The following is a 26048-nucleotide window of genomic DNA, read 5'->3' as shown; positions in this document are numbered from 1 at the left end:
ACGCGGCATCCCCTCGATCGCTACCCTGGTGGGGAATCCCGCCGATCGCGTCCCCGAGGAGCCCCATGTCGCATCCCGCCGTCGATACCGTCGTCGCATCCCTTCGCGAGGCGGGCCTCGAGCCCGAGGTCGTCTGGCTCGATGGCGCCGCGACGACCGCCGCGCTCGCCGCGGAAGCGATCGGCGTCGACGTCGCCCAGATCGCGAACTCGCTCGTCTTCACCTTCGACGGCGAGCCGATCCTCGTGCTCACCTCGGGCGCCCACCGCGTCGACACGGCCTTCCTCGGCGAGCGGCTCGGCGGCACGTTCGGCCGCGCGACGAAGGAGCTCGTCAAGGAGGCGACGGGCCAGGTCATCGGCGGCGTCGCGCCCGTCGGGCATCCGGCCCCGGTGCGCACGATCATCGACGCGAGCCTCGCCGACCACGACGTCGTCTGGGCAGCCGCCGGGCACGCGAAGACGGTGTTCCCGATCACCTTCGACGACCTCGTGCGCATCACGGGCGGCACCGTGAGCCCCGTCGACGGAGGCTCGGCATGACCGACATCACCCGCCTCGTCGCCGAACTCGACGGCGGGGACTTCTCGGGGGTCGTGCTCGTGCGGAAGGACGGCGAGGAGGTGCTCGCCACCGCTCGCGGACTCGCCTCCGAACGCTGGTCGGTTCCGAACACGCTCGACACCCGGTTCGACACGGCTTCGATCACGAAGCTCTTCACGAGCGTCGCCGTGCTGCAGCAGGTCGACGCCGGCGCGCTCGACCTCGACGCGTCGATCCACGACTACGTCGATCTCGACGGCACGACGATCAGCCGGGACGTGACGCTGCGGCACCTCCTGACCCACACGAGCGGCATCGCCGACGACGCCGACGAAGAGGCCGGCGAGGACTACGCCGAGCTGTTCGTCGACAAGCCCAACTACTCGATCATGGAGACCGCTGACTTCCTGCCGCAGTTCGCGTACAAGGAGCCGAACGCGGCACCGGGTGAGCAGTGCCGCTACTGCAACGTCGGCTACATCCTCGCGGGGCTCGCGCTCGAGCGCGCGACGGGGGAGCGCTACCGCGAGTACGCCGTGCGCGAGGTGTTCGGACGGGCAGGCATGGAACGCTCGGGCTTCTTCGATCGGCGCGACGCCGAACCGGATGTCGCGGAGGGCGGTGATCGCGACGACGACGGGCGGTGGGTGTCGAACATCTACAGCTACCCGCCGATCGGGTCACCCGACGGCGGGGCGCACGTGACCGCGCGCGACCTCCTCCGCTTCCTCGACGCCGTGCGCGCCGGCGAGCTCCTCTCGGCGGCATCGACCGAGCTCTTCCTCACTCCGGCCGTGCAGCACGACGAACGGCTGTGGAACGCGTACGGGCTCGAGTTCCACGGGCGCACCTTCTTCAAGGAGGGCATCAACGCCGGGGCGAGCGGCGCGCTCGTGCACTTCGGTGCGACGGGCGTCGATGTCGTGGTGCTCTCGAACACGGAAGACGGGGCGTGGCAGCCGCTGCGCGTCGCCGGCGAACTCTTCGGCGGACCCGACGGAGACTACGGGCCCGTCGGCGGCTGAGCCGCTCGGTGAGACGACGGCGCCCCGACCCGGAATCCAGATCGGGGCGCTTGTGTCTGTCGCTCACACGTCGCGGCGTGCGCCCTCCGACGGCGAGACGGTGAACGTCGTGGGTGCGCGGTAGCCCGCTGCGGCGAAGGCCTCGTGCACGGCAGCGGCGATCGCGTCGACGCGGTCGACGGCGACGAGTGCGATGGCCGCGCCGCCGAATCCGCCGCCCGTCATGCGGGCGCCGACGGCGCCCTCGGCCTGAGCGGTCTCGACGGCGAGGTCGAGCTGCGGAACGGAGATCTCGAAGTCGTCGCGCATCGAGACGTGCGACGCGTCGAGGAGGGCGCCGATCGCACCCGGGCCCTCGAGACGGAGAGTCCGCACCGTGTCGAGCACGCGCTGGTTCTCGGTGATGATGTGGCGCACCCGGCGGAACGTCTCATCGTCGAGCTCGGCCTCGGCCCGCGGCAGGTCGTCGATGTCGAGGTCGCGGAGCGAGTCGACGCCGAGAGCGCGAGCGCCGGCTTCGCACGAGGCGCGGCGTGCGGCGTAGCCCCCGGTCGCGTGGGCGTGCTCGACGTGCGTGTCGACGATCAGCACGGCGAGGTCGGCCGGCGCGAAACCGAGGGGGATGACCTCGGCATCGAGCGAGCGGCAGTCGAGGAAGACCCCGGCGTCGGCGTGCGCGAGGAGCGACGCCGACTGGTCCATGATGCCCGTGGGGGCGCCGACGGCCCGATTCTCGGCGAGCTGCCCGACGCGGGCGAGCGTCTCGCGAGAGAGACCGAGACCCCAGACCTCGTCGAGCGCGAGGGCGACCGAGCTCTCGATCGCCGCCGACGACGAGAGGCCCGCGCCGACCGGTACCTTCGAGTCGATGTACAGGTCGACCCCGGGAACTCCCGAGAGGTCGGCACCGAACTCGCCGAGCGCCCAGGCCACGCCGAGCGGGTACGCCGACCAACCCTCGACGGCGTCGGGGGAGAGGTCGTCGATCGCGATCTCGACGACCTCGGGCGAGAACGCCGTCGCGACGCGGATGACGCGATCGGAGCGAAGGCCCAGGGCGACCTCGGTGCGACGGTCGATCGCGAAGGGGAAGACGAAGCCTTCGTTGTAGTCGGTGTGCTCGCCGATCAGGTTGACGCGACCGGGCGCCGACCAGACGCCGAGGGGCGGGTGCCCGACGTGCTTCTCGAATTCCTGTGAGACGCTCGATGCGGTCATCCGTCGGCCCTTTCGATTGCTTCCCGCAGCGCGTTCGCCGCGGATTCCGGAGGTACATCGCCGATCCAGGCGCCCATGGCGGCTTCCGAACCGGCGAGGAACTTGAGCCTGTCGGCGGCGCGCCGCGGGCTCGTGAGCTGGAACATCAGGCGCACGTCGTCACGGCGTTCGGTGACGGGGGCCTGGTGCCACGCCGCGATGTAGGGCGTGGGGGTGTCGTACAGTGCGTCGACGCCGCGCAGCAGCTTCAAGTAGAGGTGCGAGAGCTCGTCGCGCTCCTCGAGGGTCGTCGCGGCGAGGTCGGGGATGTGCCGGTGCGGCAGCATGTGGATCTCGATGGGCCAGCGCGCGGCGAAGGGCACGTAGGCGCTCCAGTGCTCGCCCTTGAGGAGGAGGCGGGGCCCGGCCTGCTCGGCGGCGAGGATGTCGGCGAAGAGCGTCGGCCCGTAGGCGTCGATCGAGGCGAGGAGACGCTCGGTGCGCGGCGTGACGTAGGGGTACGAGTAGATCTGGCCGTGCGGGTGGTGGAGCGTCACGCCGATCGCCTCGCCGCGGTTCTCGAAGGGGAACACCTGCTGGATGCCGGGGATCGCCGAGAGGGCGGCGGTGCGCTCGGCCCATGCCTCGATGACCGTGCGCGCGCGAGAGACCGACTGGGTGCCGAACGAGCCCTCGTGCTCGGGGCTGAAGCACACGACCTCGCAGCGGCCGACCGAGGGGGCCGTGCGCTCGAGACCGATGGTGCGCAGCTCGTCGAGCGAGAGCGCGCCCGTCAGGTCGGGGCCGAACGACGGCGAGCGGTTCTCGAAGACCGCGACGTCGTACAGGCTCGGGATCTCGGAGGGGTTGTCGGGCGACTGCGGAGCGAGCGGGTCGAGGTTCGCGGGCGGCAGGAACACACGGTTCTGGCGCGAGGCGGCGATCGAGATCCAGTCGCCCGTGAGCACGTCCTGACGCATGCGCGCCGTCGCGGGGCGCGGGTCGAGATCGCGCGAATCGAGAGCGCGCTCGGCGGCGAGCGTCGTGTCGGCGTCGTCGAAGTAGATGATCTCGCGGCCGTCGGCGAGCAGGTTGCTCTGGCGACGGATGCGGTCGTCGGCGACGAAATCGGCGGGGGCGGGGGATGACGCGGGCGCGGTGTCTTCGGTCATGGCACGCCCACTGTAATCGGCTTTCGTTTTCGAAACAACTCGTTTGCTAATTGCAAAGTGAGCGGTTTCGGGAGAGGATCGCGGAATGGTTGACGACGCCCCGACCGCGCTCCGACGGCGCGAGCTCGCCCTCGCGCTCGTCACCGAACGCGGGTTCGTGCGCGTGCGAGAACTCGCCGAGTCGTTCGGCGTCACCGACGTCACGGCGCGCGCCGACCTCGATGCCCTCGAACGTGCGGGTGAGATCCGCCGCGTGCACGGTGGCGCCGTTCCCATCGGCGCGGGAGAGGGCGGCGGTCGCCCCGAGCGCGAGCCGTCGTTCGAGGAGGCACTCGCCTCGTCGGTGGTGCCGAAAGCCGAGATCGGTCAGCTCGCCGCCTCCCTCGTGCAGAGCGGGCAGAGCGTCATCCTCGACGTCGGAACGACGACGCTGCAGGTCGCGCGCGCACTGCGGGCACGCGCCGATCTCGACGACCTCGTCGTCTTCACCAACGGTCTCAGCATCGCGCTCGAACTCGAGGCCGAGATCCCGCGCTTCACCGTCATCGTGACGGGGGGCGCCCTTCGCCCCCGACAGCACTCGCTCGTGCACCCGCTCGCCGACTCGGTGCTGCGCGACGTGCACGCGGACATCGCCTTCATCGGCTGCAACGGCGTCGATGTCGACGCCGGAGTGACCAACGCGAACCTTCCCGAGGCAGCGGTCAAGGAGCTCATGATGCGCCGCGCCGCGCGATCCGTGATCGTCGCCGACGGGTCGAAGCTCGGCGAGGCGCACCTCGCGCGCATCGCGCCGGTCGAGGAGTTCGACTCGCTCATCACCGACGACCGAGCACCCGCCGTGATCGTCGACGAACTCCGCGCCGTCGGCCTCGAGGTGCTGCAGTCCGCTCCGCGCTAATCTGGCGGGCGACATGACACTCGATGCCCCGCCGAAGCGCTCGCTCGCGCGTCGACTCGTCGGCAACCCGCTCGTCTGGTCCGCTCTCTGCGCGGCCCTCTCCCTGCCCTCGTTCCTCGCGGGATCGGGCAGGACTTCGTGCCGTTCGTGCTCTCCCTCCTCTCGGGATGGCTCTGCGGAGCGGCCGTCGCCGGGCGACTGCTCGCGATCGAACCGCCCGTGCGCGGAACGCTCGTGCACCTCGCCGTCGTGCTCGTGCCCACCGTCGTGCTCGTCGCGCTCACGATGAGCGGTGCCGGTTCGAACCTCGAGGCTCTGCCCGAACCGCTCGCCGGTGCGGCGCTCTTCGCATGGTTCGCCGCGCTCCCCGGCGTCGCGTGGGTGTGGCTCGCGCTCCTCAGCAGGCTGACCGCAGAGAGCCGGCGCGCCCCCGTAACCCGCACACCGCGGCGCTGGGTGCGCGAGAAGGGAGAGTGGCAGCTCGCCATCGCGGTCGTGCCGCTCCGCATGAGCACGCTCGCCGGCATCCTCGTGATTCTCGTCGTGCCGCTCGGCGTCGCCGTCGCGGGCATCCTCATCGCGTTCGACGTCGTCGTCGCCTGGTCGGGACCTCGTTTCGCGATCATCGCGCTGGCCCTCCTGATCGGCGTGCCCGTCGCGATCGGGTTCTACGCCGTCGTGCGCAGGCGCACGCGCGACGTGGTCGTCCGCGTCGCGGACGCGCGCCTCGTCATCGAGGGGATGGATGACGGATTCGACATCCTTCTCGCCGACATCGCCTCGCTCCGTTACCGCCGCGAGAGCGAGTACGCGCGCCTCGTCGTCGAGACGATCGATGGCCGGCGAGTGTCACTCATCAGCGGGCTGGCCCGAGTACCGCGCGAGGTGGCGCCCGAGCTGCCGAGACTGCCCGATGCCGTCATCCATGCCCTGAATCTCGCGGGCCTCCGTGAGGTCGGCTCGAGTCGGGTGCAACGCTTCGAACGGCGCGCACCCTCGGCGGGATGACGCGGACGACGTCAGACGGCGCACTCCTGCGACAGCTCGGTGAGGATCCAGGCTTCGCTTCCACGCGTCATCACGACGGTGCCGCAATCGCCCGACTGCACGTAGGTGACGAACAGGGTCGCGTCGGTCGCCGTCTCCTCCTGCACCGCGATATCGACCTCGGCGCTCTGGTCGAGTGATCGGTAGAGCTCCGCCGTCGCGACGATCATCTCGTCGCAACTGTCGACCGACGACCCCCAGCTCGCGTTGAGCTCGGCGATCATCTTCTCCGCGAGTTCGGGAGTCATCCGAGCGCACGCGTCGTCGGCATCGGGCAGGCGCGAGGCGTCGAGCCAGGCGAGGAAGCCGTCGGTGGCGCTCGAGGCCTCGGGTTCGGCTTCGGGTTCGGGTTCGGGGCTCGGCGTCGCGGACGGCGCCTCCGAGGTCAGCGCGGGCGCCGTCGGGGCCGCCTCGACGTCTGCCGTGGAGCACGCGCCGAGCGTCAGCGCGGCGGCGAGGACTCCGATCGTTCGGACGGTGCGACCATTCCAGAAAGCCATTGCTCGATTCTGGCAGGTCGGCGAGAACGGATCAGCTGTCGTCGCTGACGCGGATGAGCACCTTGCCCGTGACGCCCGACTCGACCGCGTCGTGCGCTGCGGCGGTGTCGGCGAGGGCGAACCAGGTCAGCGGCAGGCCCGCGTCGACACCCACGGGGAGCGCGCCGTCGGCGACTGCCGCGGTGACGTCCTCGGCGGCGGCGTGCAGGGCGTCCTCGCCGACCGTGTAGAGCAGCAGGCCCTGCCAGCGGGCGTTCTTCGCGAAGCTCGCGACGATCGGCGCCGTGAAGTCGTCGCCGCCATTGTTCGCGTAGTACGCGATCGAACCGTGGTTCGCGAGCACCTCGACGTCGAGCGCCGCGTTCGCCGTGGGGGAGACCTCGACGACGTGGTCGACACCGTCGGGGGCGATCTCGCGAATGCGTGCGGCGAGCTCGTCATCGGGGTAGCGCACGACGTGGTGCGCGCCTGCTGCGCGTACGAGCGCCTCCTTCTCGTCGCTGCTCACCGACGCGATGACCGTGGCGCCGGCCCACACCGCGAGCTGCACGGCTGCGTGACCGACGGCGCCGGCGCCACCGGCGACGAGGACGGTGCGCCCGTCGAGCGCACCGGGTGCGAGTCGAGCGGGCCCGCTCTGGTGAACCGTGAGCGCTCGGTGCGCCGTCATGGCGGGCACGCCGAGACTCGCGGCGAGGTCGAACCCGATGCCCTCCGGCAGCGGAACGGTGCGCGACGCCGGGAGCACGGAGAACTCCTGCGCGGTGCCGGTCGGCCGCTCGTGGGCTGCGAGGTACACCCAGACGTGGTCGCCGACGCGCGGCGAGGTGACCCCGTCGCCGACGGCGTCGACGATTCCCGCGCCATCCTGGTTCGGCACGATCTCGGCGAAGGGCAGCCCGCCGCGATCGGAGGCGCGCGCCTTCCAATCGGTGGGGTTCACGCCCGAGACGACGATCTTCACGCGCACCTCACCGGGCCCCGGTTCGGCCACCTCGCGCTCGACGAGGGACAGCACGGACGAATCACCGGTGGTGGAGTACACGATCGCTCTCATACTCAAAGCCAACGTCGTGGCGCGCGCGGCATTCCCCGCGCACCCCCGGCGGGCCCGCCGCGCGTCACTAGGCTTGTCGTCATGAATCATCCGACCGGGGAGCAGTTCGAGCTCCGAACGGCGACCGCGAGCGGCGAGCTCCGCGCCGTGATCACCGCCGTCGCCGCAGGCATCCGTCATCTCAGCATCGACGAGGTCGACCTCGTGCCCGGCTTCGCCGACGACCAGCGCCCGCCGCAGGGCTCCGGCATCGTGCTCGTTCCGTGGCCGAACCGCATCCGCGACGGCCGGTGGCAGCACGACGGAGCGACGCAGCAGCTGGCCCTCACCGAACCGGCTCTCGGCAACGCCATCCACGGGCTCCTCCGCTACACGGCTTACACGGCCATCGCCCGCGAGGCCGACTCGGTGACGCTCGCGGCGACCGTGTACCCGCAGCCCGGCTACCCGTTCCTCCTCGACACCGCCGTGCACTACGAACTCGTGAGCGACGGCCTCGAGGTCAGCCACTACATCGAGAACGTCGGCGACGACACCGCCCCCGTCGCGATCGGCGCTCACCCGTACCTGTCGATCGGCGACGTGCCGACGGCCGATCTGACCCTCCGAGTCGGTGCGGCGAGCCGGTTCGAGCTCGACGAGCGGAAGCTCCCGATCGCGGAGGTGCCCGTCGACGGCACGCCCTACGACCTGCGCGACGGCGCGCGCGTCGGTGATCTGACGCTCGACGACGCCTGGGGCGAGGTGACGATCGAAGACGGAACGTCTCGCCATTCGCTCACCGCGCCCGACGGCCGGAGCGTCGCGATCGAGGCCGACGACCGCTTCGGCTACGTCCAGGTGTTCACGAGTCGCGCCTACCCGGGCCACGAGCTCGCCGTCGCCATCGAACCCATGACCGCTCCCGCCGACGCCTTCAACTCCGAGCGTGGGCTCGTGCGCCTGGCGCCGGGGGAGCGCCTCGAAGTGAAGTGGGCGATCCGTTTCGACGGGTTCGCCCCCGCCTGAGCGGGGAACGACGAAGCGAACGGATGACGCCCGCGCGCGTCATCCGTTCGGGCACGACGACCGGGGACGTCCGGCCGTTCGGGCATGAAGAAGGGCCCCTCCCGAAGGAAGGGCCCTAGCCTCAGTGTGTTACTCAGCTCACATGGTGGGCATGAGGACCGAGTCGATGAGGTACACGGTCGCGTTGGCGGTCTTCACGCCACCGCAGATGACCTTGGCGTCGTTGACCATGATGTCGTCGCCGCTACCGGTGACGGTCACGGTGCCACCCTCGACCGTGGTCTGCTCGCCGTCGATGTCAGCGGGAGCGATCTGGCCGGGGACCACGTGGTACGTGAGGATCTTGGTCAGCGTGGCCGAGTCGGTCTTGAGCGACTCGATGGTCGCAGGGTCGATCTTGGCGAACGCGTCATCGACCGGAGCGAAGACGGTGAACTCCGAGCCGTTCAGCGTGTCGACGAGGTTGACGTCAGGGTTCAGCTGACCGGAGACCGCTGCGACGAGGGTCGTCAGGAGCGGGTTGTTCGACGCGGCGGTCGCGACGGGGTCGAGCGACATGCCCTCGACCGATCCGGCGCCATCCGGCACGGCTTCGGCGTAGGCGGCGCAGCCCGAGCCGACGAGGTCGGCTGCCGGGTCCATCGCCTCGGTGGTCTCCGAGGGGCTGGCCTCCATCGACGGCGACATGGTGTCTTCCGACTCGGTGGAAGCGGTCGAGGAACAGCCGGCGAGGCCGAGGGCCGCGATGGCGGCGATCGAGAGGGCTGCGAACGTGGTGCGGGACTTGATACGCATGGGATTCTCCTTGTGGTGAACGGCCGCTGCGGCCGCGGCCCGTTCGGGGCCTGTGATGGGGTTTCGGAGCGGCTGGGCGAGCGGATGGGAAATCGGCCAAACTTTTTTCGTCACACGGCGTCGCGGGGCGTCACGCACCTCTCTTATGCGGAGGGCGAATTCTCGGTGCCCCGGCTGCCGCCTGTCGCTCGGCTCCCCTCGCCGCGCGCACCATTTGCCCCGTCTGCCCGTTCGCAATTCAGGTCGGTGCGCGGCGTGTCGCCCTCTCGAGTGGGGAATTCGGGGCTCGACACGATGGTGCGCCTGAATTACGAACCGGATGACGCGGAAAATGTTGCGACTCGGCCAATCCGAAACCGTGATCAGCACGAATACCTGACATGCTGGAACTCGTGTCACGAGAGACCGATCACGATGTTCCCGTCCGGGCGCCGATCGAGATCCTCCTACAGCGGGTCGCCGGCGGCGACCAGGCGGCTTTCAGCGAACTGTACGACCAAGTCGCAGCTCGTATCTTCGGCTTGGTACGACGATTGCTTATCGACCAATCGCAAGCGGAGGAGGTGACTCAGGAAGTGTTCCTCGAAATCTGGCAGACGGCCCCGCGGTTCGCCGCCGAGAAGGGCAGCGCGTTGTCGTGGCTCTTCACGCTCGCGCACCGCCGCGCCGTCGACCGCATCCGCTCGGCTCAGGCCTCGCGGGTCCGCGACATGACGATCGGAATCCGCGACCTCGAGGCGCCCATCGACTCGGTGTCCGAGGCCGCAGAGATCAAGGTCGAGCACGAACGCGTTCAGCGAGCGCTCGGCGAGCTGACCGATATGCAGAGGCAGGCGATATCGCTGGCCTACTACGGCGGACTCACGCAGAGTGAGATCGCGACACAACTGAGCGTGCCGCTCGGCACGGTCAAGACGAGAATCCGTGACGGAATGATTCGACTGAGAGACGCGTTGGGGGTGACGGCATGAACGACGTACGCAGGAACGATGGAGACGACGGTCTGAGTGGCGCCTACTCTCTCGACGCGCTGAGCGCCGAGGAGAAGGAGCGCTTCGAGCTCGCTCTCGCCTCGTCGGACGAGCTTCGGGCCGAGGCCGCGGGCTTCGCCGACACGGCCGCCCTCCTCGGAGGACTCGACGCCGTCACGCCTCCGCCCTCGCTCAAGGCCGACATCTTCGCGAAGATCCAGGGCCTTCCGCAGCTCGCGCCGCAGGGGGATGACGCGTCGAACGTCTCCTCCGAGTCAGCGCCCGTCGTCGAGCCGGTGGCCGAGCCCGCACCGCGTGCGCCGGGACGAGCCGAGTCCGAGGCGAAGCGACGCTGGTTCCGTTCCCCGGGAGCCGTTCTCGGCCTCGCTGCAGCCTCGGTCGCAGCGATCGCCGGATCGATCGTCGGAGTCAACTGGCCCGGCCCGACCGGTTGGGGTGCGCAGCACGAGCTGACGAGCATCCAGGCCGCTGCCGACGCGACGACGTTCACGAGCGAGGTCGCCGGCGGCGGAGAGGTCACCGTGCTGTGGTCGGCCGAACTCGGTCGCGCCGCGGTCATGGTCGAGGGCATGCCCCAGCCCGCCGACGGTCAGACGTACGAACTCTGGTTCATCGACGACTCGGGAGCAGTGCCAGCCGGAACGTTCGAGCCCGGCGACGACGGCTCCACCTGGCGCGTGCTCGAGGGTGAGAACTCCGGATCGCCCGCGATCGGCGTCACCGTCGAGCCCGAGGGCGGTTCGCCCGCTCCCACCACCGACCCGATCGTCGTCGTCCAGACGTGACCCTCCGCGGCGCGCTGCTCACGGAGGCAGACGCCGACCGTGCGGCCGCGCTGCGCACGATGAAGCGACTTGCCACGGGATTGTTCTTCGTCGCGACAGCGATCTTCGTGCTGGCCTTCGCTCTCGAGCCGAGCATGCCGGGTTGGGCATATGTCCGCGCGGCAGCCGAGGGCGCGATGGTGGGTGCCCTCGCCGACTGGTTCGCGGTGACCGCTCTCTTCCGTCATCCGCTCGGTCTGAAGATCCCGCATACGGCGATCATCCCGCGCAGGAAGAACGAGATCGGTCGCACGCTCGGAACGTTCGTCGAGACGGAGTTCCTGTCGGACGCCGTCGTGCGGCAGAAGCTCGAATCGATCGGCATCGCTCGCGGACTCGGTGACTGGCTCCGCCGTCCCGAGAACGCCGAGCGAGTCTCGCGCGAAGCCGCGACGGCACTCGGCGGCGTGCTCTCCCTCCTCGACGACTCCGACGTCCAGGCGCTGGTCGAGAAGCTCGCCCGCCGTCACCTCCTCGAACCGGAGTGGGCGCCGACGCTCGGCCGGTTGGGCGAGCGGATGCTCGTGGCCGGGCAGCAGACGCCCCTCATCGACGCCGGCCTCGACACTCTCGAGCGCTGGCTCGAGGCGCACCCCGAGGCCTTCGGTGAATCCGTCTCGAATCGTCTGCCGCGCTGGGTGCCGCGGGTCGTCGACAAGCTCGTCGACGATCGGGCGTATCGCGAGGCGCTGCGGTTCGTGGCAGCGGTTCGCGCCGATCCCGAACATCCCCTCCGGCTCGCGGCCGACCGCTATCTCGACGGACTCTTCACCGACCTGCAGAACGACGACGCCACGATCGAGCGCGTCGAGAAGCTCAAGTCCGACGTCTCGGCGAGCCCGCGCGTTCACGAGTTCGCCGTCGAGGCGTGGGCCGCGGTCTCCGAGACGCTCGACGCTTCGCTCACCGACCCCGACAGCGACCTCCGCCGAGGCATCGTGCGGGCACTCGGCGACATCGGGGAACGGCTCCGCACCGACGCGACGCTCGCCGCGAAGATCGACGCGTGGGCAACGGATGCCGCGTGCTATCTGGTCGCGAATCATCTAAGCGACATCGCGAGCGTCATCACCGACACCATCGAGAAGTGGGACCCGCAAGAGACGTCGGAGAAGCTCGAACTGCAGGTCGGTCGCGACCTGCAGTTCATCCGGATCAACGGCACGGTCGTGGGCGCGTTGGCGGGTCTGGCGATCTTCGCCGTCGCGAGCGGTCTGCGAGCAGTGCTCGGCTGAACTAACGTGGGAGGGTGGTCTCCCGATCTGCGGGAGGATGCCGCGTGATCGAAAGGTGTTGCCGTGGGCGACGAATGCATCCACGGGTTCGATGACGGGCTGTGTGCGATCTGCTTCCCTCCTCCCGAGCCCGTCAAGGCTGAACCGGTCGCCCGTGTTCGCACGACCCGTGCCCCCGGGGCCAGCTCGACTCCGCGTTCCCGTCCCGCGAGCCGCACCCCCGGTGCGCCCGCGCGCCCGCCCGTTCGTGTGAACGACCAGCGGCTCTATCACGTCACGCACATCGACAACCTGGCCGGCATCCTCGAGGCCGGCGGTGTGCTGGCCGACGTCTCGGCCGCGAACGCCGCGACGCCGGCGATCGACGTCTCGTCGAGCCTCCAGCGCGAGGTGCGCCGTCAGACGATCGCCGACGGCCGTGCGATCGCCGAGTTCGTGCCCTTCCACCTGACGCCCGACGGCAGCACGTGGGCGGCCATCCGCACGAACGAGGGCGACTCCCGCCTCACCGACGCCGCCGTCGAACTGTCGGCGACCGACTTCGTCGTGCTCGTCGCCGCGATCGCCGGTATCGGAGACGACTACGTCGTGACCGACCGCGATGCCGCAGACCCCGACGCGCGCGTCTCGACGAGCGAGGACGAGGCCCGCCGCCTGCTCGTACGCCTCATCGGCGACGACGAGTCCGATGCGATCCTCGAGGCCGAGCTCCTGATCCACGAAGCCGTGCCGCTCGACTCGTTCACCGTCATCGGCGTCGCGAACGACAAGGTGCGCGACGTCGTGCGCGACGCACTGCGCGGCAGCGGCCACTCGCTCCGTGTCGTCGTCTACCCGCCCTGGTTCCGCCCGGTCGAGTAGCACGCGGGCGTCACGTCCTGCGACCACTTCTGGCAGGATTGACGTTGTTGGCCCCCCTAGCTCAGTTGGTTAGAGCAACGGACTTTTAATCCGTGGGTCCAGGGTTCGAGCCCCTGGGGGGGCACTGCGCACGGCAGCATCACAGGGTGACGATCCCGTCGGGAACCTCCCATGAACGCTTGTTCGTCCAGCGCGGAGGAATCTCTCCTGTCGTGGTGCGCGTGAGCGTGCCGTCCTCATCGACCGTCACATGCAACGTGCGGAAGACTTCGGGGTACGTTCCGGCTCCGATGATCCACGCGAGCGGATTGATGACGTCGAGCGCGATCCGCCAGGCTGGCGGCGTGACGAGGTGTCCCATCGTCATCGCGAACTCCGTGCGCTCGATGAGACCCCAGCCGTCGCTCATCCGACGCATCATCTCGCTCCGCAGTCGAGCCGTCCGAGTATTGGCGATCACGGATATCATTCAACCGCACGAACCGGCGAGGGGCGCACGGATCGCGGGTAGAGTGCTTCAGTCATGGCTGCAGATTTCCACAAGCCCACGCGCTTCACTCCCTCCCGGTTCGACGGCTACTTCGGAGGGGAAGACCCGGCCATCCTGAGCCGCACGACGCACGACACGGCGAGCGCTCTCCTCTCGCGCGTGCGCGACGATCCCGACCCCGAGGTCATCGAGCGACTCGTCGCCTACACCGACGCGAATGGCATCGACGCGATCGCCGAGCTCTGGTCGCACTCGTCGGCGCGCAGCCTGCCGGGCGCGCTCTGGCGCATCTATCTCCTGCGCGCTCTCATCCGCCAGGATCCCGACGGCACGAGCTACTACTACAGTCGCGGCGCCGAGGTCTCGACGACGATCGACACCGTCGTGGCGGGGGCGGCGACTCCCGTGGGAGCGGCCGAAGTCGTCGACGTCGCCGATCGCATCCTGCGCGGACTCTTCGCGGGTGACTTCGCCGTCGCCCTCGATCGGGCCGCGGCATTCGCTCGCGTCACGGCGATCGGCATGACCGAGGTCGCCGATGCTGCTGACGCCACCGACGACATCCGCGCGGGCGAACTCACCCGCCGTGCCCTCCGACTCTCCGAACTCGCCGCCGAGCTCACCTCGTGTGCGCGGCTGTGGCGAACGGATTCGCTCGACTGAGTCATCCGTCGTCGATTGATTCTCCCGATCGAGTTCGGGGCGCGCGGGGGAGTGCCGATCGAGCGGAACTCCGCGCGACGAGCGGCACTCCGGCGGGGTGCACGACCCGCGCACGGGCGTCGGAATCCGGTGAGGGATGACGCTCGAGATGCCGCGCGGGAATGATCGCGCCCGACATGTGGTTTAGACTGAGTGTGGCCGGATCGCAGTAACCCCGGGCTCCAATACTTGCCGCTTCGAGCGGCCTCGCGCCGAGAGGCGTTCTGCGGTCCGGCCATACTCATGCCCGCGTAGAGTCGAGACATGTCCGCTCTCCTCACGCTGCTGATCCACCCCGTCGCAGCCGATGACACCCGCACCGACTTCGCCGACACCTTCACCGGGGTCGCCGCGACCGAGCCCGCCCTGCGCGTCGGCGAGCTCAGCACGCAGCGCGGCGACGGCATCTTCGAGACCATCGGCGTGGTCGACGGCCACGCGCAGGAGGCCGGGCCTCACCTCGAGAGACTCCGCAACTCCGCGCGCATCTGCGACCTCGCCGCCCCGAACGTCGCCCAGTGGACCGCAGCCATCGAGCGGGCGGTCTCGGCCCTTCCCGCGACGGGGGAGTTCTCGATCAAGCTCGTGCTGAGCCGCGGAGTCGAGCACGGTCCGGCTCCGACGGCATGGCTCGTCGCCCAGTCGGCCCCCGACTTCTCCGCCGTACGCGTCGACGGCATCCGCGTCGTCACGCTCGACCGCGGCTACGACCGTCTCGCGGCCGAACGCGCGCCCTGGCTGCTGCTCGGAGCGAAGACCCTCTCCTACGCGGTCAACATGGCGGCGCTGCGCGAGGCCGCGCGCCGCGGCGCCGACGACACGATCTTCGTCTCGAGCGACGGCTTCGTCATGGAGGGGCCGACGTCGTCCGTCATCCTCCGCCACGGCGAGGTGTACTCGACCCCCGCTCCGAGCGGGGCGATCCTCCACGGCACGACGCAGATGAGTCTCTTCGAGCACATCGAGGCATCCGGCAAGCCGGCCGAGTACCGCGAGATCCCCGTCGCCGACCTCGAATCGGCCGATGCCGCGTGGCTCGTCTCGAGCGTGCGCCTCGCCGCGCCCATCACAGCGATCGACGGTCGCCCCGTGCCGGTCGATGCCGACGAGACGCGCGCCTTCACCGAGTACCTCCTGAGCCCCCGAGACTGACGCCCGCGTCATCCGCCGTCCTCGCCCCGCCTCTCGGCCGGCGCTGAGAGGGCAGTAGATCGCCCCACTCGGCGCTCAGAGTCACAACGACTGACCCCTCACCGATCGTGCCGGTGAGGGGTCAGTGCGTGAAGCGTCAGCGGATCAACCGAAGCGGCCCGAGACGTAGTCCTCCGTCGCCTGAACGCTCGGGTTCGAGAAGATCGTCGTCGTCGCGTCGTACTCGATGAGCTTGCCGGGCTTGCCCGTGCCCGCGATGTTGAAGAAGGCGGTCTTGTCGGAGACACGGCTCGCCTGCTGCATGTTGTGGGTCACGATGACGATCGTGTAGTCCTTCTTGAGGTCCTCGATGAGGTCTTCGATCGCGAGGGTCGAGATCGGGTCGAGGGCCGAGCACGGCTCGTCCATGAGGATGACCTCGGGGGAGACCGCGATCGCGCGCGCGATGCAGAGACGCTGCTGCTGACCGCCCGAGAGACCCGATCCGGGCTTCTCGAGGCGGTCCTTGACCTCGTTCCACAGGTTCGCACCCTGCAGCGACTTCTCGACGAGAGCTTCGGCGTCGGACTTCGACATGCGGCGGTTGTTGAGCTTCACGCCCGCGAGCACGTTGTCGGCGATCGACATCGTCGGGAACGGGTTCGGCCGCTGGAAGACCATTCCGACCTGTCGGCGGACGAGCACGGGGTCGACGCCCGGGCCGTAGAGGTTGTTGCCGTCGATGAGCACCTCGCCCTCGACGCGCGCGCCGGGGATGACCTCGTGCATGCGGTTGAGGGTGCGGAGGAACGTCGACTTGCCGCAGCCGGAGGGGCCGATGAAGGCCGTCACGCTGCGGGGCTCGATCGTGAGGGAGACACCCTCGACGGCCTTGAAGGAGCCGTAGTAGACGTTGAGGTCGTTGACTTCGATGCGCTTGGACATGACTGCTTTCTTTCGGGCGGTCTAGCGGCTGCCGGCCGGGGTGAAGATCTTGGCGATGATGCGTGCCACGACGTTGAGGAGGGCGACGATGAGGATGAGGGTGAGAGCGGCGGCCCACGCGCGGTCGACGTAGGCCTGGGTGTCGGCGCCCTGGTTCATGTACTGCGTGTAGGCGTACACCGGAAGGGTCATCATGCGCTCGGAGAACAGGTTGTAGTTCATGCTCGCGGTGAAGCCCGCGATGATGAGCAGCGGCGCCGTCTCACCGATGACGCGCGCGATCGAGATCATGATGCCCGTGATGATGCCGGCGATCGAGGTCGGCAGGACGACCTTGAGGATCGTCAGATACTTCGGCACTCCGAGCGCGTACGACGCTTCGCGCAGCTCGTTCGGCACGAGCTTCAGCATCTCTTCGCTCGAACGGACGACGACGGGGATCATGAGCACGGAGAGCGCGATCGAGCCGCCGAAACCGAAGCGGATGCCGGGGTCGTTGAAGATCAGCGAGAAGAACGCGAAGGCGAAGAGGCCCGCGACGATCGAGGGGATGCCGGTCATCACGTCGACGAAGAACGTGATGCCGCGCGCGAGACGGCCCCGGCCGTACTCGATGAGGTAGATCGCGGTGAGGAGTCCGACGGGAACCGAGATGAGCGTCGCCATGCCGGTGACGAGCATCGTGCCGATGATCGCGTGCAGGGCGCCGCCGCCGCTGCCGACGACGTTGCGCATCGACTGCGTGAAGAACTCGATGTCGAAGCGCGGGAGACCGTTGATGAGGGTCGTGAAGGTGACCGACACGAGCGGAAGGAGCGCGATCGTGAACGCCATCGAGACGAGCGCCGTGACGAGGCGGTCCTTCGACTTGCGGCTTCCCTCGACGGCGCGCGAGATGACCCAGATGAGGATCGCGTAGAGCACGACGCCGACGAAGACGGTGCCGACGATGTTGAAGTCCGCGTCGGTGTTGCCGAGCCAGACGAGCAGGAACAGGAGCGCCGAGAGCACGAAGCTGCCGAGCAGGATGCCGAGCGGCGCGAAGCGAGGGAGCTTGCCCGCCGTGAGCGAGTTCGCGATCGGCGAGGGCGCCGGTCGGCTCTCAGGAGGAGTGGAGGTGAGTGTCATCAGTTGGCTCCCGAGAATTCCTTGCGGCGATCGACGATGTAGCGGGCGACCATGTTCACGCCCAGGGTGATGACGAACAGGATGAGTCCCGTGCCGATGAGCACGTTGACGCCGAGGCCGTGCGCCTCGGGGAAGTTGAGCGCGATGTTCGCGGCGATCGTGGTCGGGTTCTGCGACTGGAGGAGCGCGAACGAGATGACCGCGGCGGGCGAGAGCACCATGGCGACCGCCATCGTCTCGCCGAGAGCGCGACCGAGGCCGAGCATCGACGCCGAGATGATGCCCGGCTTGCCGAACGGCAGGACGGCCATCGTGATCATCTCCCAGCGCGTGGCGCCGAGGGCGAGGGCCGCCTCCTCGTGGAGGCGAGGGGTCTGCAGGAAGACCTCGCGTGTGAGGGCCGTGATGATCGGCAGGATCATGACCGCGAGCACGATGGCGACGGTGAGGATCGTGCGGCCGGTGCCCGAGACGGGGCCGGCGAAGAGCGGGAACCAGCCGAACCACTCGGTCAGGGTGGCGTAGAAGGGCTGGACCATCGGGGCGAGGACGGTGATGCCCCACAGACCGAAGACGACCGACGGCACGGCGGCCAGGAGGTCGATGACGTATCCGAGCGCCTGCGCGAGGCGACGCGGCGCGAAGTGCGAGATGAAGAGCGCGATGCCGATCGCGACGGGAACGGCCATGAGGAGGGCGAGGATGGCCGACCAGAGCGTTCCGAAGGCGAGGGGGATGACGTACTGCCAGAAGTTGTCCGAGTCGCCCTTGAGGTCGTCGGGGCCGGCCATGAACGCCGGGAGCGACTGCGCGATCAGGAAGATCGCCACCGCCGCGAGGACGGCCAGGATCAGGACGCCGGCGAACAGTGCTGCCGACGAGAAGATACGGTCGCCGGGTCGCTGTTTCGCCGTCGTGGCGAGTTCCGGGGGAGCGGTTTGAGTCACCGGCGGTTCCTGATCGTTCGAAGCGGTCGGGGGATGGGTCGAGACCCGGTGAAGCCGGCCCGGTCACCGCGCGAGGCGATCACCGGGCCGGCGTCAGGATGCTACTTGATCGACTCGATGGCGTCGAGGACCTTGAGCGAGAGCTCCGAGGAGATCGGCGCGGAGCCGGCCTGCTCGGCGGCGAGGGCCTGGCCCTCGTCGCTCGCGATGGAGCTGAGGTACGCCTTGACGAGCTCGGCGTCAGCCGCGTCGGCGTACTCCTGGCACGCGATCGCGTAGCTCACGAGGACGAGCGGGTAGACGCCCGGCTCGGTCGTGGTGCGGTCGATCTTGATCGCGATGTCGTTGGCCTCGCGACCCTCGACGAGCGGCGACGCGTCGACGACCGCAGCAGCGGCCTCTGCGCTGTAGGCGACGAACTCGTCGCCGACCTTGATCTGAGCGACACCGAGGTCACCGGCGCGCGATGCGTCGGCGTATCCGATGGTGTTGACGCCGTTGGTGACGGCCTCGACGACACCCGAGGTGCCCTGGGCGCCCTCACCCGAAGCGAACGGGAACGTGTCGGATGCTTCCTCGGCCCACGCCTCGGGAGCGACCTTGTTCAGGTAGTCGGCGAAGTTCTTCGTCGTACCCGAGTCGTCCGAGCGGTGCACGGCCGTGATGTTCGCGGCCGGGAGCGTGACGCCCTCGTTGAGCGCGGCGATCGCGGGGTCGTTCCAGGTGGTGATCTGGCCCGAGAAGATGTTCGCGAGGGTCGCAGCGTCGAGCTTGAGCTCGTCGACGCCCTCGACGTTGAAGATGACGGCGATCGGCGAGATGTAGACCGGGAGGTCGATCGCCGAGGTGCCGGGAGCGCAGCGGGCGAATTCGCCGGCGAGCTCGTCGTCCGAGAGGAGCGAGTCGGAACCGGCGAAGGCGACGCCGCCACCGATGAAGGCCTCGCGACCCGCACCCGAGCCGGAGGGCTCGTAGTTGACGGTCACGTCGGGGTTGGCGGTCTGGAAGGAAGCGATCCACGCTTCCTGGGCGGAGCCCATCGACGACGCGCCGGCGCCGTTCAGGGTGCCCGTGAGGGTCGAAGCGGACTCCTCGGGTGCGGCGCCGCCGCCTTCGTTCGCGGCGCAAGAGCTGAGGAGGATGGCTGCGGCTGCAGCGACGACCGCAGCGCGGCCGATTCGCGTGACATTCACGAAAGTTCCCTTCCGGGGGTTTGTGTGTGCAGGATTGCTGGTCGGTGCTCGACCGCCTGCGACGCTAAGCGTCCTCGCTTACGAGCGTCCCCCGGGGCGGTGAACGGAAGGTGAACGGGCGTGGGCTGGCGCGTGCTGCGCACGCCTCTCCGCACGCACTCGTGACCCCGTTCCGGCGCGCAGGAGTGCCGGAATCGTGCGGGAGTTCCGGATTTTCGCACTCGGGCACGCGAACGGCACTCGCGTGAGAATCGGGTGGATTCAGACGAGGGGCGGGTAGGTCTCGATCGCGATGATCCCGGACGCCGGGTTCGTCGACGACAGGTGCACGACGCTGAAGGCGCCCGTCTCGAGATTCGCCGCATCCGACATGTAGCTGCCGATCGGCGTCGTCGTCGCGAGGGCGATCTCGCGGAGGATCTCCGGGAGCACCGGGCCGTGGCTGCACAGGACGGCGCTCTTCCGCGAACGCACGCGCTTGCCCACGACCGCGCGGACGTCGTCGTCGCCCGACTCCCACGCGTCCTGGGAGATCGCGTCGGAGCGGCGGATGTCGATTCCGGTGGCGACGGAGAGCGGGGTGACCGTCGTCACGCATCGCACGGCGGGGCTCGAGACGATGCGCTTCGGGTTCCAGGCGCGCACGGTCTCGACGAGCGCCGAGGCCTGCTTCACGCCGCGCTCGGCGAGCGGCCTCGTCGAATCGGGGCCGCTCCACGAGCCGTGCGGCATCGCCTTGCCGTGGCGCATGACGATGAGTGCGAACGTCTCGGTCACGCCCTGTTCGACGAGCCTCTCGAAGTGCTCGAGGATGTCGACGTCGTGGCTGTACGTCAGGTAGCCCCGCGCGCGCTTGGGGGTGACCCACTCGAGAGCGGCGACCTCGCCGTTCGGCACGAAGGTCGAACGCTGCAGTGCGGCATCCGTCACCTGGGCGGCCCAGTAGTGCACGACCTTCTCTCGGCCCGACGCGAGCGGGTAGCTCGAGACGCCGAGCGGCACGCCGAGACGGACTCGGATGCCGGTCTCTTCGGCGATCTCTCGGACGGCGGTCTGCGGCAGCGTCTCGCCGGGGTCGACCTTGCCCTTCGGGATCGTGACGTCGCCGTAGACCGTGCGGTGGATGACGAGCACGTGGAGCTTGCCGTCGATGAAGCGCCAACAGAGCGCTCCGGCGGCGTAGACGGCCCGCGTCACCGGCGCTTCCCGGGGCGTGGCCGTCCAGCGATCTCCTGCATGAGTACATTCTGCAGGTCGCGGAGCGGTAGACCCGCATCGTCGAGGTGGTGACGCGTCCAGACTCCGTCGTCGCCGAGTGCCCACGATGACGTCGAGGGGTCGAGAGCCATCGAGAAGAGGCGGTCGATCTCGGCGAGGTGATCGGGGTCGGTCAGTCGCACGAGTGCCTCGACGCGTCGGTCGAGGTTGCGGTGCATCATGTCGGCCGAGCCGATGAAGACCTGCGGGTCGCCGCCGTTCTCGAACGTGAAGATGCGCGAGTGCTCGAGGTAGCGGCCGAGGATCGAGCGCACCCTGATGTTCTCGCTGAGGCCCGGCACGCCCGGCTTCAGGCTGCAGATGCCGCGCACCCAGATGTCGACGGGCACGCCGGCGGCCGACGCCCGGTAGAGGGCGTCGATGATCGCCTCGTCGACGATCGAGTTGACCTTGAAGCGGATACCGCTCGGCTTACCCGCCTCGGCATTGGCCGTCTCCTCGGCGATGCGCTTGAGGAGGCCCTTGCGGAGGTGCAGCGGTGCCACGAGGAGGCGCTTGAACTTCTTCTCGATGGCGTAGCCCGAGAGCTCGTTGAAGAGTCGCGTCAGGTCCTTGCCGACCTGGTCGTCGGCGGTGAGGAGCCCGAGGTCTTCGTAGATGCGGCTCGTCTTCGGGTTGTAGTTGCCCGTGCCGATGTGGCTGTAGTGGCGGAGCCCGCCCTTCTCCTGCCGGATGACGAGAGCGAGCTTGCAGTGGGTCTTGAGGCCGACGAGGCCGTAGACGACGTGCACGCCGGCCTTCTCGAGCTTCCGAGCCCACGAGATGTTCGCCTGCTCGTCGAAGCGCGCCTTGATCTCGACGAGCGCGAGCACCTGCTTGCCCGATTCGGCCGCGTCGATGAGCGCCTCGACGATGGGGCTGTCGCCCGATGTCCGGTAGAGCGTCTGCTTGATCGCGAGCACGTGCGGGTCGGCCGCGGCCTGTTCGAGGAACGCCTGCACGCTCGTCGCGAACGACTCGTACGGGTGGTGCAGCAGCACGTCCTTGCGGTCGATCGCCTGGAAGAAGTCGGCGCGGAGGTTCGACTCGCTCGGCTGCAGCTGAGCGGCCGTCGTCGGCACGTGCGTCGGGTAGCGGAGCTCGGGGCGATCGATCTTGGCGAGGTCGAAGAGACCGCCGAGGTCGAGCGGTGCGGGGAGTCGGTAGACCTCCTGCTCGGTGACGTCGAGCTCGCGGACGAGCAGACCGAGGGTCACGTCGTCCATGTCGTCGGTGATCTCGAGGCGGATGGGCGGGCCGAACCGGCGTCGCAGCAGCTCCTTCTCGAGGGCCTTGATGAGGTTCTCGGTCTCGTCCTCCTCGACCTCGACGTCTTCGTTGCGGGTCACGCGGAACACGTGGTGCTCGATGACCTCCATGCCGGGGAAGAGGTCGCCGAGGTGCGTCGCGATGAGGTCCTCGAGGGTGATGTAGCGCGTGCCCTCCTTGGGGTCGTCCGACGCGACGGCAACGAAGCGCGGAAGCATCTGCGGCACCTTGACGCGCGCGAATTCCTGCTTCCCGGTGCGCGAGTTGCGCACCCGCACCGACAGGTTGAGCGAGAGCCCGGAGATGTAGGGGAACGGGTGGGCCGGGTCGACGGCGAGGGGCATGAGCACGGGGAAGATCTGCCCCGAGAAGTACTCGCGCAGGTTCGCCTGCTCTTCGTCCGAGAGCTCGCCCCACGTCACGACACGGATGCCGGCCTCGGCGAGCGTCGGGCGGACGAGCTGCTGGTAGGCCGCGGCGTGGCGTTCCTGGAGTTCGTGGGCGATGCGCGAGATGTCGGCGAGCACGTCGAGAGGTGCGCGGCCGATGTTGGTCGGAACCGCGAGGCCTGTGTCGATGCGGCGCTTGAGGCCGGCGACGCGCACCATGAAGAACTCGTCGAGGTTCGAGGCGAAGATCGCGAGGAAGTTCGCACGCTCGAGCACCGGGAGAGTCGGGTCCTCGGCGAGCTCGAGCACACGCTGGTTGAACGCCAGCCAGCTCAGCTCTCGATCGAGGTACCGCTGCGGCGGCAACTCGGGAGCGCCGGCTTCGTCGAGGGGATCGAAATCGTCGTCGAAATCACTCGCGGTGCGGCCGTCGGCCAGGCTCGTCTCGGCGTTCATCCCCTCATCATGCCACTCGGGGTGTACGGAGTGCGGTCGACGGGTTAACGTCCGGTGACGGGGGTGTCCTGCTCGTCTTCCTCGTGCACGTTGAAGCGGTAACCGACGTTGCGGACCGTGCCGATGAGGCTGTCGAGATCGCCGAGCTTGGCGCGCAGACGTCGGACGTGCACGTCGACCGTGCGGGTGCCGCCGAAGTAGTCGTAGCCCCACACCTCGGAGAGCAGCTGTTCACGCGTGAAGACCCGCGACGGGTGGGCCGCGAGGAAGCGCAGGAGTTCGAACTCCTTATAGGTGAGGTCGAGCGGCTTGCCGTGCACCTTCGCCGAATAGCTCGCCTCGTCGATGATGACGCCCGAGGTCTGGATGCGCTCGGAGGTCGGCGCGGCGTTGGCGCGGCCGATCGCGAGGCGGATGCGTGCGTCGACCTCGGCGGGGCCCGCCCCCTCGAGCACGACGTCGTCGACGCCCCACTCGGGGCTGACCGCCGTGAGGCCACCCTCGGTCACGATGAGGACGAGCGGAACCGAGAGTCCCGTCGTGCGGAGAATCTGTGCCAGTGCCTTCGCGCCGGCGAGATTGGCTCGGGCGTCGAGGAAGATGAGGTCTGCTTCCGGCGCGCGGACGAGCTGATCAGGCGAGGCGGGAATGATTCGCACTCGATGCGGGAGCAGGGAAAGGGCGGGGAGTACATCGGTGCCCGCTGCCGCCGACAGGATCAACAACTGCGCCACGCGCATCCTCCATAATTCGGTTCAGCCATCGTAGCGCGCTGTGATCGTGCCGTTCACCAAGGCATGATGGGGGAGTGAGTTCCCTCGACGAGCGACTTCCCCTCCTGTGGCCGAGTATCGCCCTGGTGTGGGTCATCGCCGTGGCCGCGTCCCTCGCCGTCGCTCTCGCGCTCCCTCCGCAGGAGGCGCTCGATTCGCTCGCACTCGTCCTCGGCGGGTCGGTCATCCTCACGTTCATGGCGCAGCTCGCGACTCGGACCCCCGCGGGCTACCTGCGACGCGCCATCCTCAGCATCGTCGGCGCGACCATCGCGGTCGGCGTCACGGCCGTCATCCTCTTACCGTCGGCGCTCGCGGCGAACGGTTAGACTCGGAGCATGTCGGAGCTCCTTGCACTCGAACTCTTCTTCATCGGCCTGCTCGTCTTGGCGAGCGCCGCGATCATGTTCATCGCGGGCGTCGTCGTCTACAAGCTCTTCAAGGGCCAGCGCTAGTCGCCATGATCGAGATCCCGACCGGTCTTCCCGCCGAACTCGTTCCGCTCTCGTGGCTCGTCGGCGTGTGGGAGGGGTCCGGCGTCATCGACTACGCGGTCGGCGACGAATCGATCACCCACGAGTTCGGCCAGCGCGTGAGCTTCAGCCACGACGGCCTGCCTCACCTCAATTACACCTCGTACTCGTGGCTCATCCCGCCGACGGATGACGCGGGCGAGCCGATCGGCCAGCCGACGCCGCTCGTGACCGAGACCGGCTACTGGCAGCTCGCGCGCCCGCTCCTCGACGCCGACCCGGGCCCCGGCATGCTCCCTCGCGTCGGCGGCGTGCCCTTCCACCGCGCCGAAGCGGTCGAGACGCTCCGCAACGTCGACGGCGGCTTCGACATCCAGGTCAACCTCGTCCACCCCGGCGGCATTGCCGAGCTCTACCTCGGACAGGTGAAGGGGCCGCGCATCGATCTCGCGACCGACGCCGTCGTGCGCTCGGCGGGGGCGAAGGAGTACTCGGGTGCGACCCGGCTCTACGGCCTCGTCGACAACCACCTGCTGTGGGCATGGGACATCGCCGCGCTCGGCCAGGAACTGCGCACGCACGCGTCGGCGCGACTCGCGAAGGTGGAATGATGACCGACTCCCCGTTGCTCGCCGTACCCGGGGCGGTGGCCGCCGACGGGATCGACGCCGGAGTCGCCTCCCACTACGGCAATCCTCTCGTCGAGCAGCGTCGGCTCGAGGAGGGTCTCGCCCTCGTCGACCTCTCGAACCGCGGAGTGCTCTCCGTCACCGGACCCGATCGCCTGACGTGGCTCGACTCGATGGCGAGTCAGAGTCTCGCGCGACTGCAGCCCGGCGACTCGGCCGAGGCGCTCTTCCTCGATGCGTCGGGTCGTGTCGAACACGCCGTGCACCTCGTCGACGACGGCGAGACCGCGTGGCTCGTGCTCGAGGCCTCCTCCGCCGAGCCGCTGCGCGCGTGGCTCGACCGCATGCGCTTCATGCTGCGCGTCGCCGTCGCCGACGTCTCGGCCGAGACCGCCGTCATCGGCTCTCTCGGCGCACCGCTGCCCGACGGCGTCGCGGTGACGGCGATCTGGAACGATCCGTGGGCCCACGTCGCTCCCGGCGGATTCCAGTACGCGGCCGAGTCCGGCCACCCGTCGGCCGAGTGGGGCTACTCCGAGACGCTCGTGCCGCGTGCCGACCTGTCCGTGATCGCGCGTGCGGCGCGGGCGGGAGACGTGACCCTCGCGGGCTCGCTCGCGCTCGAGGCGCTCCGCATCGCCGCTTGGCGTCCGCGCTTCGCCACCGAGGTCGACGAACGCACCATCCCGCACGAGCTCGACTGGTTGAGGAGCGCCGTGCACCTCTCGAAGGGGTGCTACCGCGGCCAGGAGACGGTCGCGAAGGTGCACAACCTCGGGCGACCCCCTCGGCGTCTCGTGCTGCTCCACCTCGACGGCTCGGACACCGTCCTGCCCGTGCACGGAGACATCGTCTCGGCCGACAAGGTTCGGCCCGAGAGCGAGGCCGAACGGCGCGCGGTCGGCGTCGTCACGTCGAGCGCCCTGCACCACGAACTCGGGCCGATCGCGCTCGCCGTCGTGAAGCGCGCGGTTCCCTCCGACATCCCCTTCACCATCGACTCCCACGAGACCGAGGTCGCCGCGGCGCAGGTCGAGATCGTCCCCTCCGGCGCGGGCGCGCAGGTCGACGTGCCGCGGCTGCCGCGCCTCGGCATCCGCCGCTAGCGGT

At 69.1% G+C, this 26048-nt stretch carries 27 protein-coding genes and 1 tRNA gene; 15 read left to right on the top strand and 13 right to left on the bottom strand.

Annotation, left to right across the window (positions count from 1 at the left end):
* Positions 1-65: 65 nt before the first annotated feature.
* Both BJ972_RS06540 and BJ972_RS06535 read left to right on the top strand, forming a co-directional pair.
* Positions 66-542: a YbaK/EbsC family protein gene (locus tag BJ972_RS06540; RefSeq protein ID WP_129173030.1), complete on the top strand. Its 477-nt coding sequence runs from the start codon at positions 66-68 to the stop codon at positions 540-542.
* Positions 539-1567, top strand: a complete 1029-nt coding sequence (locus BJ972_RS06535) for a serine hydrolase domain-containing protein (protein WP_129173028.1) — start codon at positions 539-541, stop codon at positions 1565-1567. The genes BJ972_RS06540 and BJ972_RS06535 overlap by 4 nt, the downstream gene beginning before the upstream one ends.
* Before the next feature lie 63 nt (positions 1568-1630).
* Here BJ972_RS06535 and galK read toward each other — a convergent pair whose 3' ends face one another.
* Positions 1631-2785 carry a galactokinase gene (gene galK / locus BJ972_RS06530; protein ID WP_129173026.1) on the bottom strand — a complete coding sequence of 385 codons (1155 nt, stop codon included), beginning with the start codon at positions 2783-2785 and terminating at the stop codon, positions 1631-1633.
* On the bottom strand, positions 2782-3936 hold the full coding sequence (galT, locus tag BJ972_RS06525) for a galactose-1-phosphate uridylyltransferase (RefSeq protein ID WP_129173024.1): 1155 nt from the start codon (positions 3934-3936) through the stop codon (positions 2782-2784). The genes galK and galT overlap by 4 nt, the downstream gene beginning before the upstream one ends.
* An 85-nt stretch (positions 3937-4021) precedes the next feature.
* Between galT and BJ972_RS06520 the strand changes: the two genes are divergently transcribed.
* Both BJ972_RS06520 and BJ972_RS06515 read left to right on the top strand, forming a co-directional pair.
* The gene (locus tag BJ972_RS06520; RefSeq protein WP_129173021.1) at positions 4022-4837 is read left to right on the top strand and encodes a DeoR/GlpR family DNA-binding transcription regulator; all 816 of its coding nucleotides are present in this window, start codon (positions 4022-4024) and stop codon (positions 4835-4837) included.
* Between the two features lie 138 nt (positions 4838-4975).
* Complete coding sequence (locus tag BJ972_RS06515; protein WP_129173019.1) at positions 4976-5845, top strand: hypothetical protein; 870 nt, start codon at positions 4976-4978, stop codon at positions 5843-5845.
* A gap of 11 nt (positions 5846-5856) precedes the next feature.
* On the opposite strand, the gene BJ972_RS06510 is transcribed toward BJ972_RS06515, so the two are convergent.
* On the bottom strand, positions 5857-6384 hold the full coding sequence (locus BJ972_RS06510; RefSeq protein ID WP_129173017.1) for a hypothetical protein: 528 nt from the start codon (positions 6382-6384) through the stop codon (positions 5857-5859).
* Positions 6385-6415: 31 nt separating this feature from the next.
* Positions 6416-7441, bottom strand: coding sequence for an NADPH:quinone reductase (locus tag BJ972_RS06505; protein WP_129173015.1), 1026 nt, complete (start codon positions 7439-7441; stop codon positions 6416-6418).
* Between the two features lie 81 nt (positions 7442-7522).
* Between BJ972_RS06505 and BJ972_RS06500 the strand changes: the two genes are divergently transcribed.
* Positions 7523-8449: an aldose 1-epimerase family protein gene (locus BJ972_RS06500; RefSeq protein WP_129173013.1), complete on the top strand. Its 927-nt coding sequence runs from the start codon at positions 7523-7525 to the stop codon at positions 8447-8449.
* A gap of 138 nt (positions 8450-8587) precedes the next feature.
* Here BJ972_RS06500 and BJ972_RS06495 read toward each other — a convergent pair whose 3' ends face one another.
* Positions 8588-9244, bottom strand: coding sequence for a fasciclin domain-containing protein (locus BJ972_RS06495; protein WP_129173011.1), 657 nt, complete (start codon positions 9242-9244; stop codon positions 8588-8590).
* 380 nt (positions 9245-9624) lie between these two features.
* On the opposite strand from BJ972_RS06495, the gene sigK reads away from it, so the two are divergent.
* The 5 genes from sigK to BJ972_RS06470 all read left to right on the top strand — a co-directional run bounded on the left by sigK (position 9625) and on the right by BJ972_RS06470 (position 13280).
* Positions 9625-10215: an ECF RNA polymerase sigma factor SigK gene (sigK, locus tag BJ972_RS06490; RefSeq protein WP_129173009.1), complete on the top strand. Its 591-nt coding sequence runs from the start codon at positions 9625-9627 to the stop codon at positions 10213-10215.
* On the top strand, positions 10212-11021 hold the full coding sequence (locus BJ972_RS06485; RefSeq protein WP_129173007.1) for an anti-sigma factor: 810 nt from the start codon (positions 10212-10214) through the stop codon (positions 11019-11021). Before sigK ends, BJ972_RS06485 begins: the two co-directional genes overlap by 4 nt.
* A 59-nt stretch (positions 11022-11080) precedes the next feature.
* Complete coding sequence (locus BJ972_RS06480; RefSeq protein ID WP_129173387.1) at positions 11081-12295, top strand: DUF445 domain-containing protein; 1215 nt, start codon at positions 11081-11083, stop codon at positions 12293-12295.
* A gap of 63 nt (positions 12296-12358) precedes the next feature.
* On the top strand, positions 12359-13156 hold the full coding sequence (locus BJ972_RS06475; RefSeq protein WP_129173005.1) for a DUF4433 domain-containing protein: 798 nt from the start codon (positions 12359-12361) through the stop codon (positions 13154-13156).
* Between the two features lie 50 nt (positions 13157-13206).
* A tRNA-Lys gene (locus BJ972_RS06470) sits at positions 13207-13280 on the top strand.
* A gap of 15 nt (positions 13281-13295) precedes the next feature.
* Here the strand turns inward: BJ972_RS06470 and BJ972_RS06465 are convergent.
* Positions 13296-13565, bottom strand: a complete 270-nt coding sequence (locus tag BJ972_RS06465; RefSeq protein WP_129173003.1) for a hypothetical protein — start codon at positions 13563-13565, stop codon at positions 13296-13298.
* Between the two features lie 114 nt (positions 13566-13679).
* On the opposite strand from BJ972_RS06465, the gene BJ972_RS06460 reads away from it, so the two are divergent.
* Positions 13680-14309 (top strand): DNA-directed RNA polymerase subunit beta, encoded by a 630-nt coding sequence (locus BJ972_RS06460; protein ID WP_129173001.1) that lies wholly within the window; start codon positions 13680-13682, stop codon positions 14307-14309.
* Positions 14310-14612: 303 nt separating this feature from the next.
* Positions 14613-15500 (top strand): aminotransferase class IV, encoded by an 888-nt coding sequence (locus BJ972_RS06455; RefSeq protein WP_129172999.1) that lies wholly within the window; start codon positions 14613-14615, stop codon positions 15498-15500.
* A gap of 144 nt (positions 15501-15644) precedes the next feature.
* Here BJ972_RS06455 and pstB read toward each other — a convergent pair whose 3' ends face one another.
* The 7 genes from pstB to BJ972_RS06420 all read right to left on the bottom strand — a co-directional run bounded on the left by pstB (position 15645) and on the right by BJ972_RS06420 (position 23797).
* Positions 15645-16424, bottom strand: coding sequence for a phosphate ABC transporter ATP-binding protein PstB (pstB, locus tag BJ972_RS06450; protein ID WP_129172998.1), 780 nt, complete (start codon positions 16422-16424; stop codon positions 15645-15647).
* A 21-nt stretch (positions 16425-16445) separates the two neighbouring features.
* Complete coding sequence (pstA, locus tag BJ972_RS06445; RefSeq protein ID WP_129172996.1) at positions 16446-17552, bottom strand: phosphate ABC transporter permease PstA; 1107 nt, start codon at positions 17550-17552, stop codon at positions 16446-16448.
* A complete protein-coding gene (gene pstC, locus BJ972_RS06440) occupies positions 17552-18499 on the bottom strand; it encodes a phosphate ABC transporter permease subunit PstC (RefSeq protein ID WP_129172995.1) in 948 nt (315 codons plus the stop codon). Before pstC ends, pstA begins: the two co-directional genes overlap by 1 nt.
* Positions 18500-18600: 101 nt before the next feature.
* Positions 18601-19692 (bottom strand): phosphate ABC transporter substrate-binding protein PstS, encoded by a 1092-nt coding sequence (gene pstS, locus BJ972_RS06435; protein ID WP_129172993.1) that lies wholly within the window; start codon positions 19690-19692, stop codon positions 18601-18603.
* A gap of 261 nt (positions 19693-19953) precedes the next feature.
* Positions 19954-20889 carry an NUDIX hydrolase gene (locus tag BJ972_RS06430; RefSeq protein ID WP_129172991.1) on the bottom strand — a complete coding sequence of 312 codons (936 nt, stop codon included), beginning with the start codon at positions 20887-20889 and terminating at the stop codon, positions 19954-19956.
* Positions 20886-23063: an RNA degradosome polyphosphate kinase gene (locus BJ972_RS06425; protein WP_129172989.1), complete on the bottom strand. Its 2178-nt coding sequence runs from the start codon at positions 23061-23063 to the stop codon at positions 20886-20888. Before BJ972_RS06425 ends, BJ972_RS06430 begins: the two co-directional genes overlap by 4 nt.
* Positions 23064-23107: 44 nt before the next feature.
* Positions 23108-23797: a response regulator transcription factor gene (locus BJ972_RS06420; protein WP_164989882.1), complete on the bottom strand. Its 690-nt coding sequence runs from the start codon at positions 23795-23797 to the stop codon at positions 23108-23110.
* A 74-nt stretch (positions 23798-23871) separates the two neighbouring features.
* Between BJ972_RS06420 and BJ972_RS06415 the strand changes: the two genes are divergently transcribed.
* The 3 genes from BJ972_RS06415 (at position 23872) to ygfZ (ending at position 26044) form a co-directional block, all read left to right on the top strand.
* Positions 23872-24165 carry a hypothetical protein gene (locus BJ972_RS06415; protein ID WP_129172985.1) on the top strand — a complete coding sequence of 98 codons (294 nt, stop codon included), beginning with the start codon at positions 23872-23874 and terminating at the stop codon, positions 24163-24165.
* A gap of 131 nt (positions 24166-24296) precedes the next feature.
* On the top strand, positions 24297-24920 hold the full coding sequence (locus tag BJ972_RS06410) for a heme-binding beta-barrel domain-containing protein (RefSeq protein WP_129172983.1): 624 nt from the start codon (positions 24297-24299) through the stop codon (positions 24918-24920).
* Positions 24917-26044, top strand: coding sequence for a CAF17-like 4Fe-4S cluster assembly/insertion protein YgfZ (ygfZ, locus tag BJ972_RS06405; RefSeq protein WP_129172981.1), 1128 nt, complete (start codon positions 24917-24919; stop codon positions 26042-26044). The genes BJ972_RS06410 and ygfZ overlap by 4 nt, the downstream gene beginning before the upstream one ends.
* The last annotated feature ends 4 nt before the right edge of the window (positions 26045-26048 follow it).

It is taken from the genome of Agromyces atrinae, from assembly GCF_013407835.1.
In the GTDB taxonomy this organism is placed as follows: Bacteria; Actinomycetota; Actinomycetes; order Actinomycetales; family Microbacteriaceae; genus Agromyces; species Agromyces atrinae.
The sequence above is the reverse complement of the archived record's forward strand: the minus strand, read 5'-3'. Positions and strand labels throughout refer to the sequence as shown.

What these genes read in the sequence shown, in the direction of transcription:
- BJ972_RS06540 (WP_129173030.1), top strand. Translation starts at nt 66, where the DNA reads ATGTCGCATCCCGCCGTCGATACCGTCGTCGCATCCCTTCGCGAGGCG.
- BJ972_RS06535 (WP_129173028.1), top strand. Translation starts at nt 539, where the DNA reads ATGACCGACATCACCCGCCTCGTCGCCGAACTCGACGGCGGGGACTTC.
- galK (WP_129173026.1), bottom strand. Translation starts at nt 2,785, where the DNA reads ATGACCGCATCGAGCGTCTCACAGGAATTCGAGAAGCACGTCGGGCAC.
- galT (WP_129173024.1), bottom strand. Translation starts at nt 3,936, where the DNA reads ATGACCGAAGACACCGCGCCCGCGTCATCCCCCGCCCCCGCCGATTTC.
- BJ972_RS06520 (WP_129173021.1), top strand. Translation starts at nt 4,022, where the DNA reads ATGGTTGACGACGCCCCGACCGCGCTCCGACGGCGCGAGCTCGCCCTC.
- BJ972_RS06510 (WP_129173017.1), bottom strand. Translation starts at nt 6,384, where the DNA reads ATGGCTTTCTGGAATGGTCGCACCGTCCGAACGATCGGAGTCCTCGCC.
- BJ972_RS06505 (WP_129173015.1), bottom strand. Translation starts at nt 7,441, where the DNA reads ATGAGAGCGATCGTGTACTCCACCACCGGTGATTCGTCCGTGCTGTCC.
- BJ972_RS06500 (WP_129173013.1), top strand. Translation starts at nt 7,523, where the DNA reads ATGAATCATCCGACCGGGGAGCAGTTCGAGCTCCGAACGGCGACCGCG.
- BJ972_RS06495 (WP_129173011.1), bottom strand. Translation starts at nt 9,244, where the DNA reads ATGCGTATCAAGTCCCGCACCACGTTCGCAGCCCTCTCGATCGCCGCC.
- sigK (WP_129173009.1), top strand. Translation starts at nt 9,625, where the DNA reads ATGCTGGAACTCGTGTCACGAGAGACCGATCACGATGTTCCCGTCCGG.
- BJ972_RS06485 (WP_129173007.1), top strand. Translation starts at nt 10,212, where the DNA reads ATGAACGACGTACGCAGGAACGATGGAGACGACGGTCTGAGTGGCGCC.
- BJ972_RS06480 (WP_129173387.1), top strand. Translation starts at nt 11,081, where the DNA reads ATGAAGCGACTTGCCACGGGATTGTTCTTCGTCGCGACAGCGATCTTC.
- BJ972_RS06465 (WP_129173003.1), bottom strand. Translation starts at nt 13,565, where the DNA reads ATGAGCGACGGCTGGGGTCTCATCGAGCGCACGGAGTTCGCGATGACG.
- BJ972_RS06460 (WP_129173001.1), top strand. Translation starts at nt 13,680, where the DNA reads ATGGCTGCAGATTTCCACAAGCCCACGCGCTTCACTCCCTCCCGGTTC.
- BJ972_RS06455 (WP_129172999.1), top strand. Translation starts at nt 14,613, where the DNA reads ATGTCCGCTCTCCTCACGCTGCTGATCCACCCCGTCGCAGCCGATGAC.
- pstB (WP_129172998.1), bottom strand. Translation starts at nt 16,424, where the DNA reads ATGTCCAAGCGCATCGAAGTCAACGACCTCAACGTCTACTACGGCTCC.
- pstA (WP_129172996.1), bottom strand. Translation starts at nt 17,552, where the DNA reads ATGACACTCACCTCCACTCCTCCTGAGAGCCGACCGGCGCCCTCGCCG.
- BJ972_RS06425 (WP_129172989.1), bottom strand. Translation starts at nt 23,063, where the DNA reads ATGAACGCCGAGACGAGCCTGGCCGACGGCCGCACCGCGAGTGATTTC.
- BJ972_RS06410 (WP_129172983.1), top strand. Translation starts at nt 24,297, where the DNA reads ATGATCGAGATCCCGACCGGTCTTCCCGCCGAACTCGTTCCGCTCTCG.
- ygfZ (WP_129172981.1), top strand. Translation starts at nt 24,917, where the DNA reads ATGATGACCGACTCCCCGTTGCTCGCCGTACCCGGGGCGGTGGCCGCC.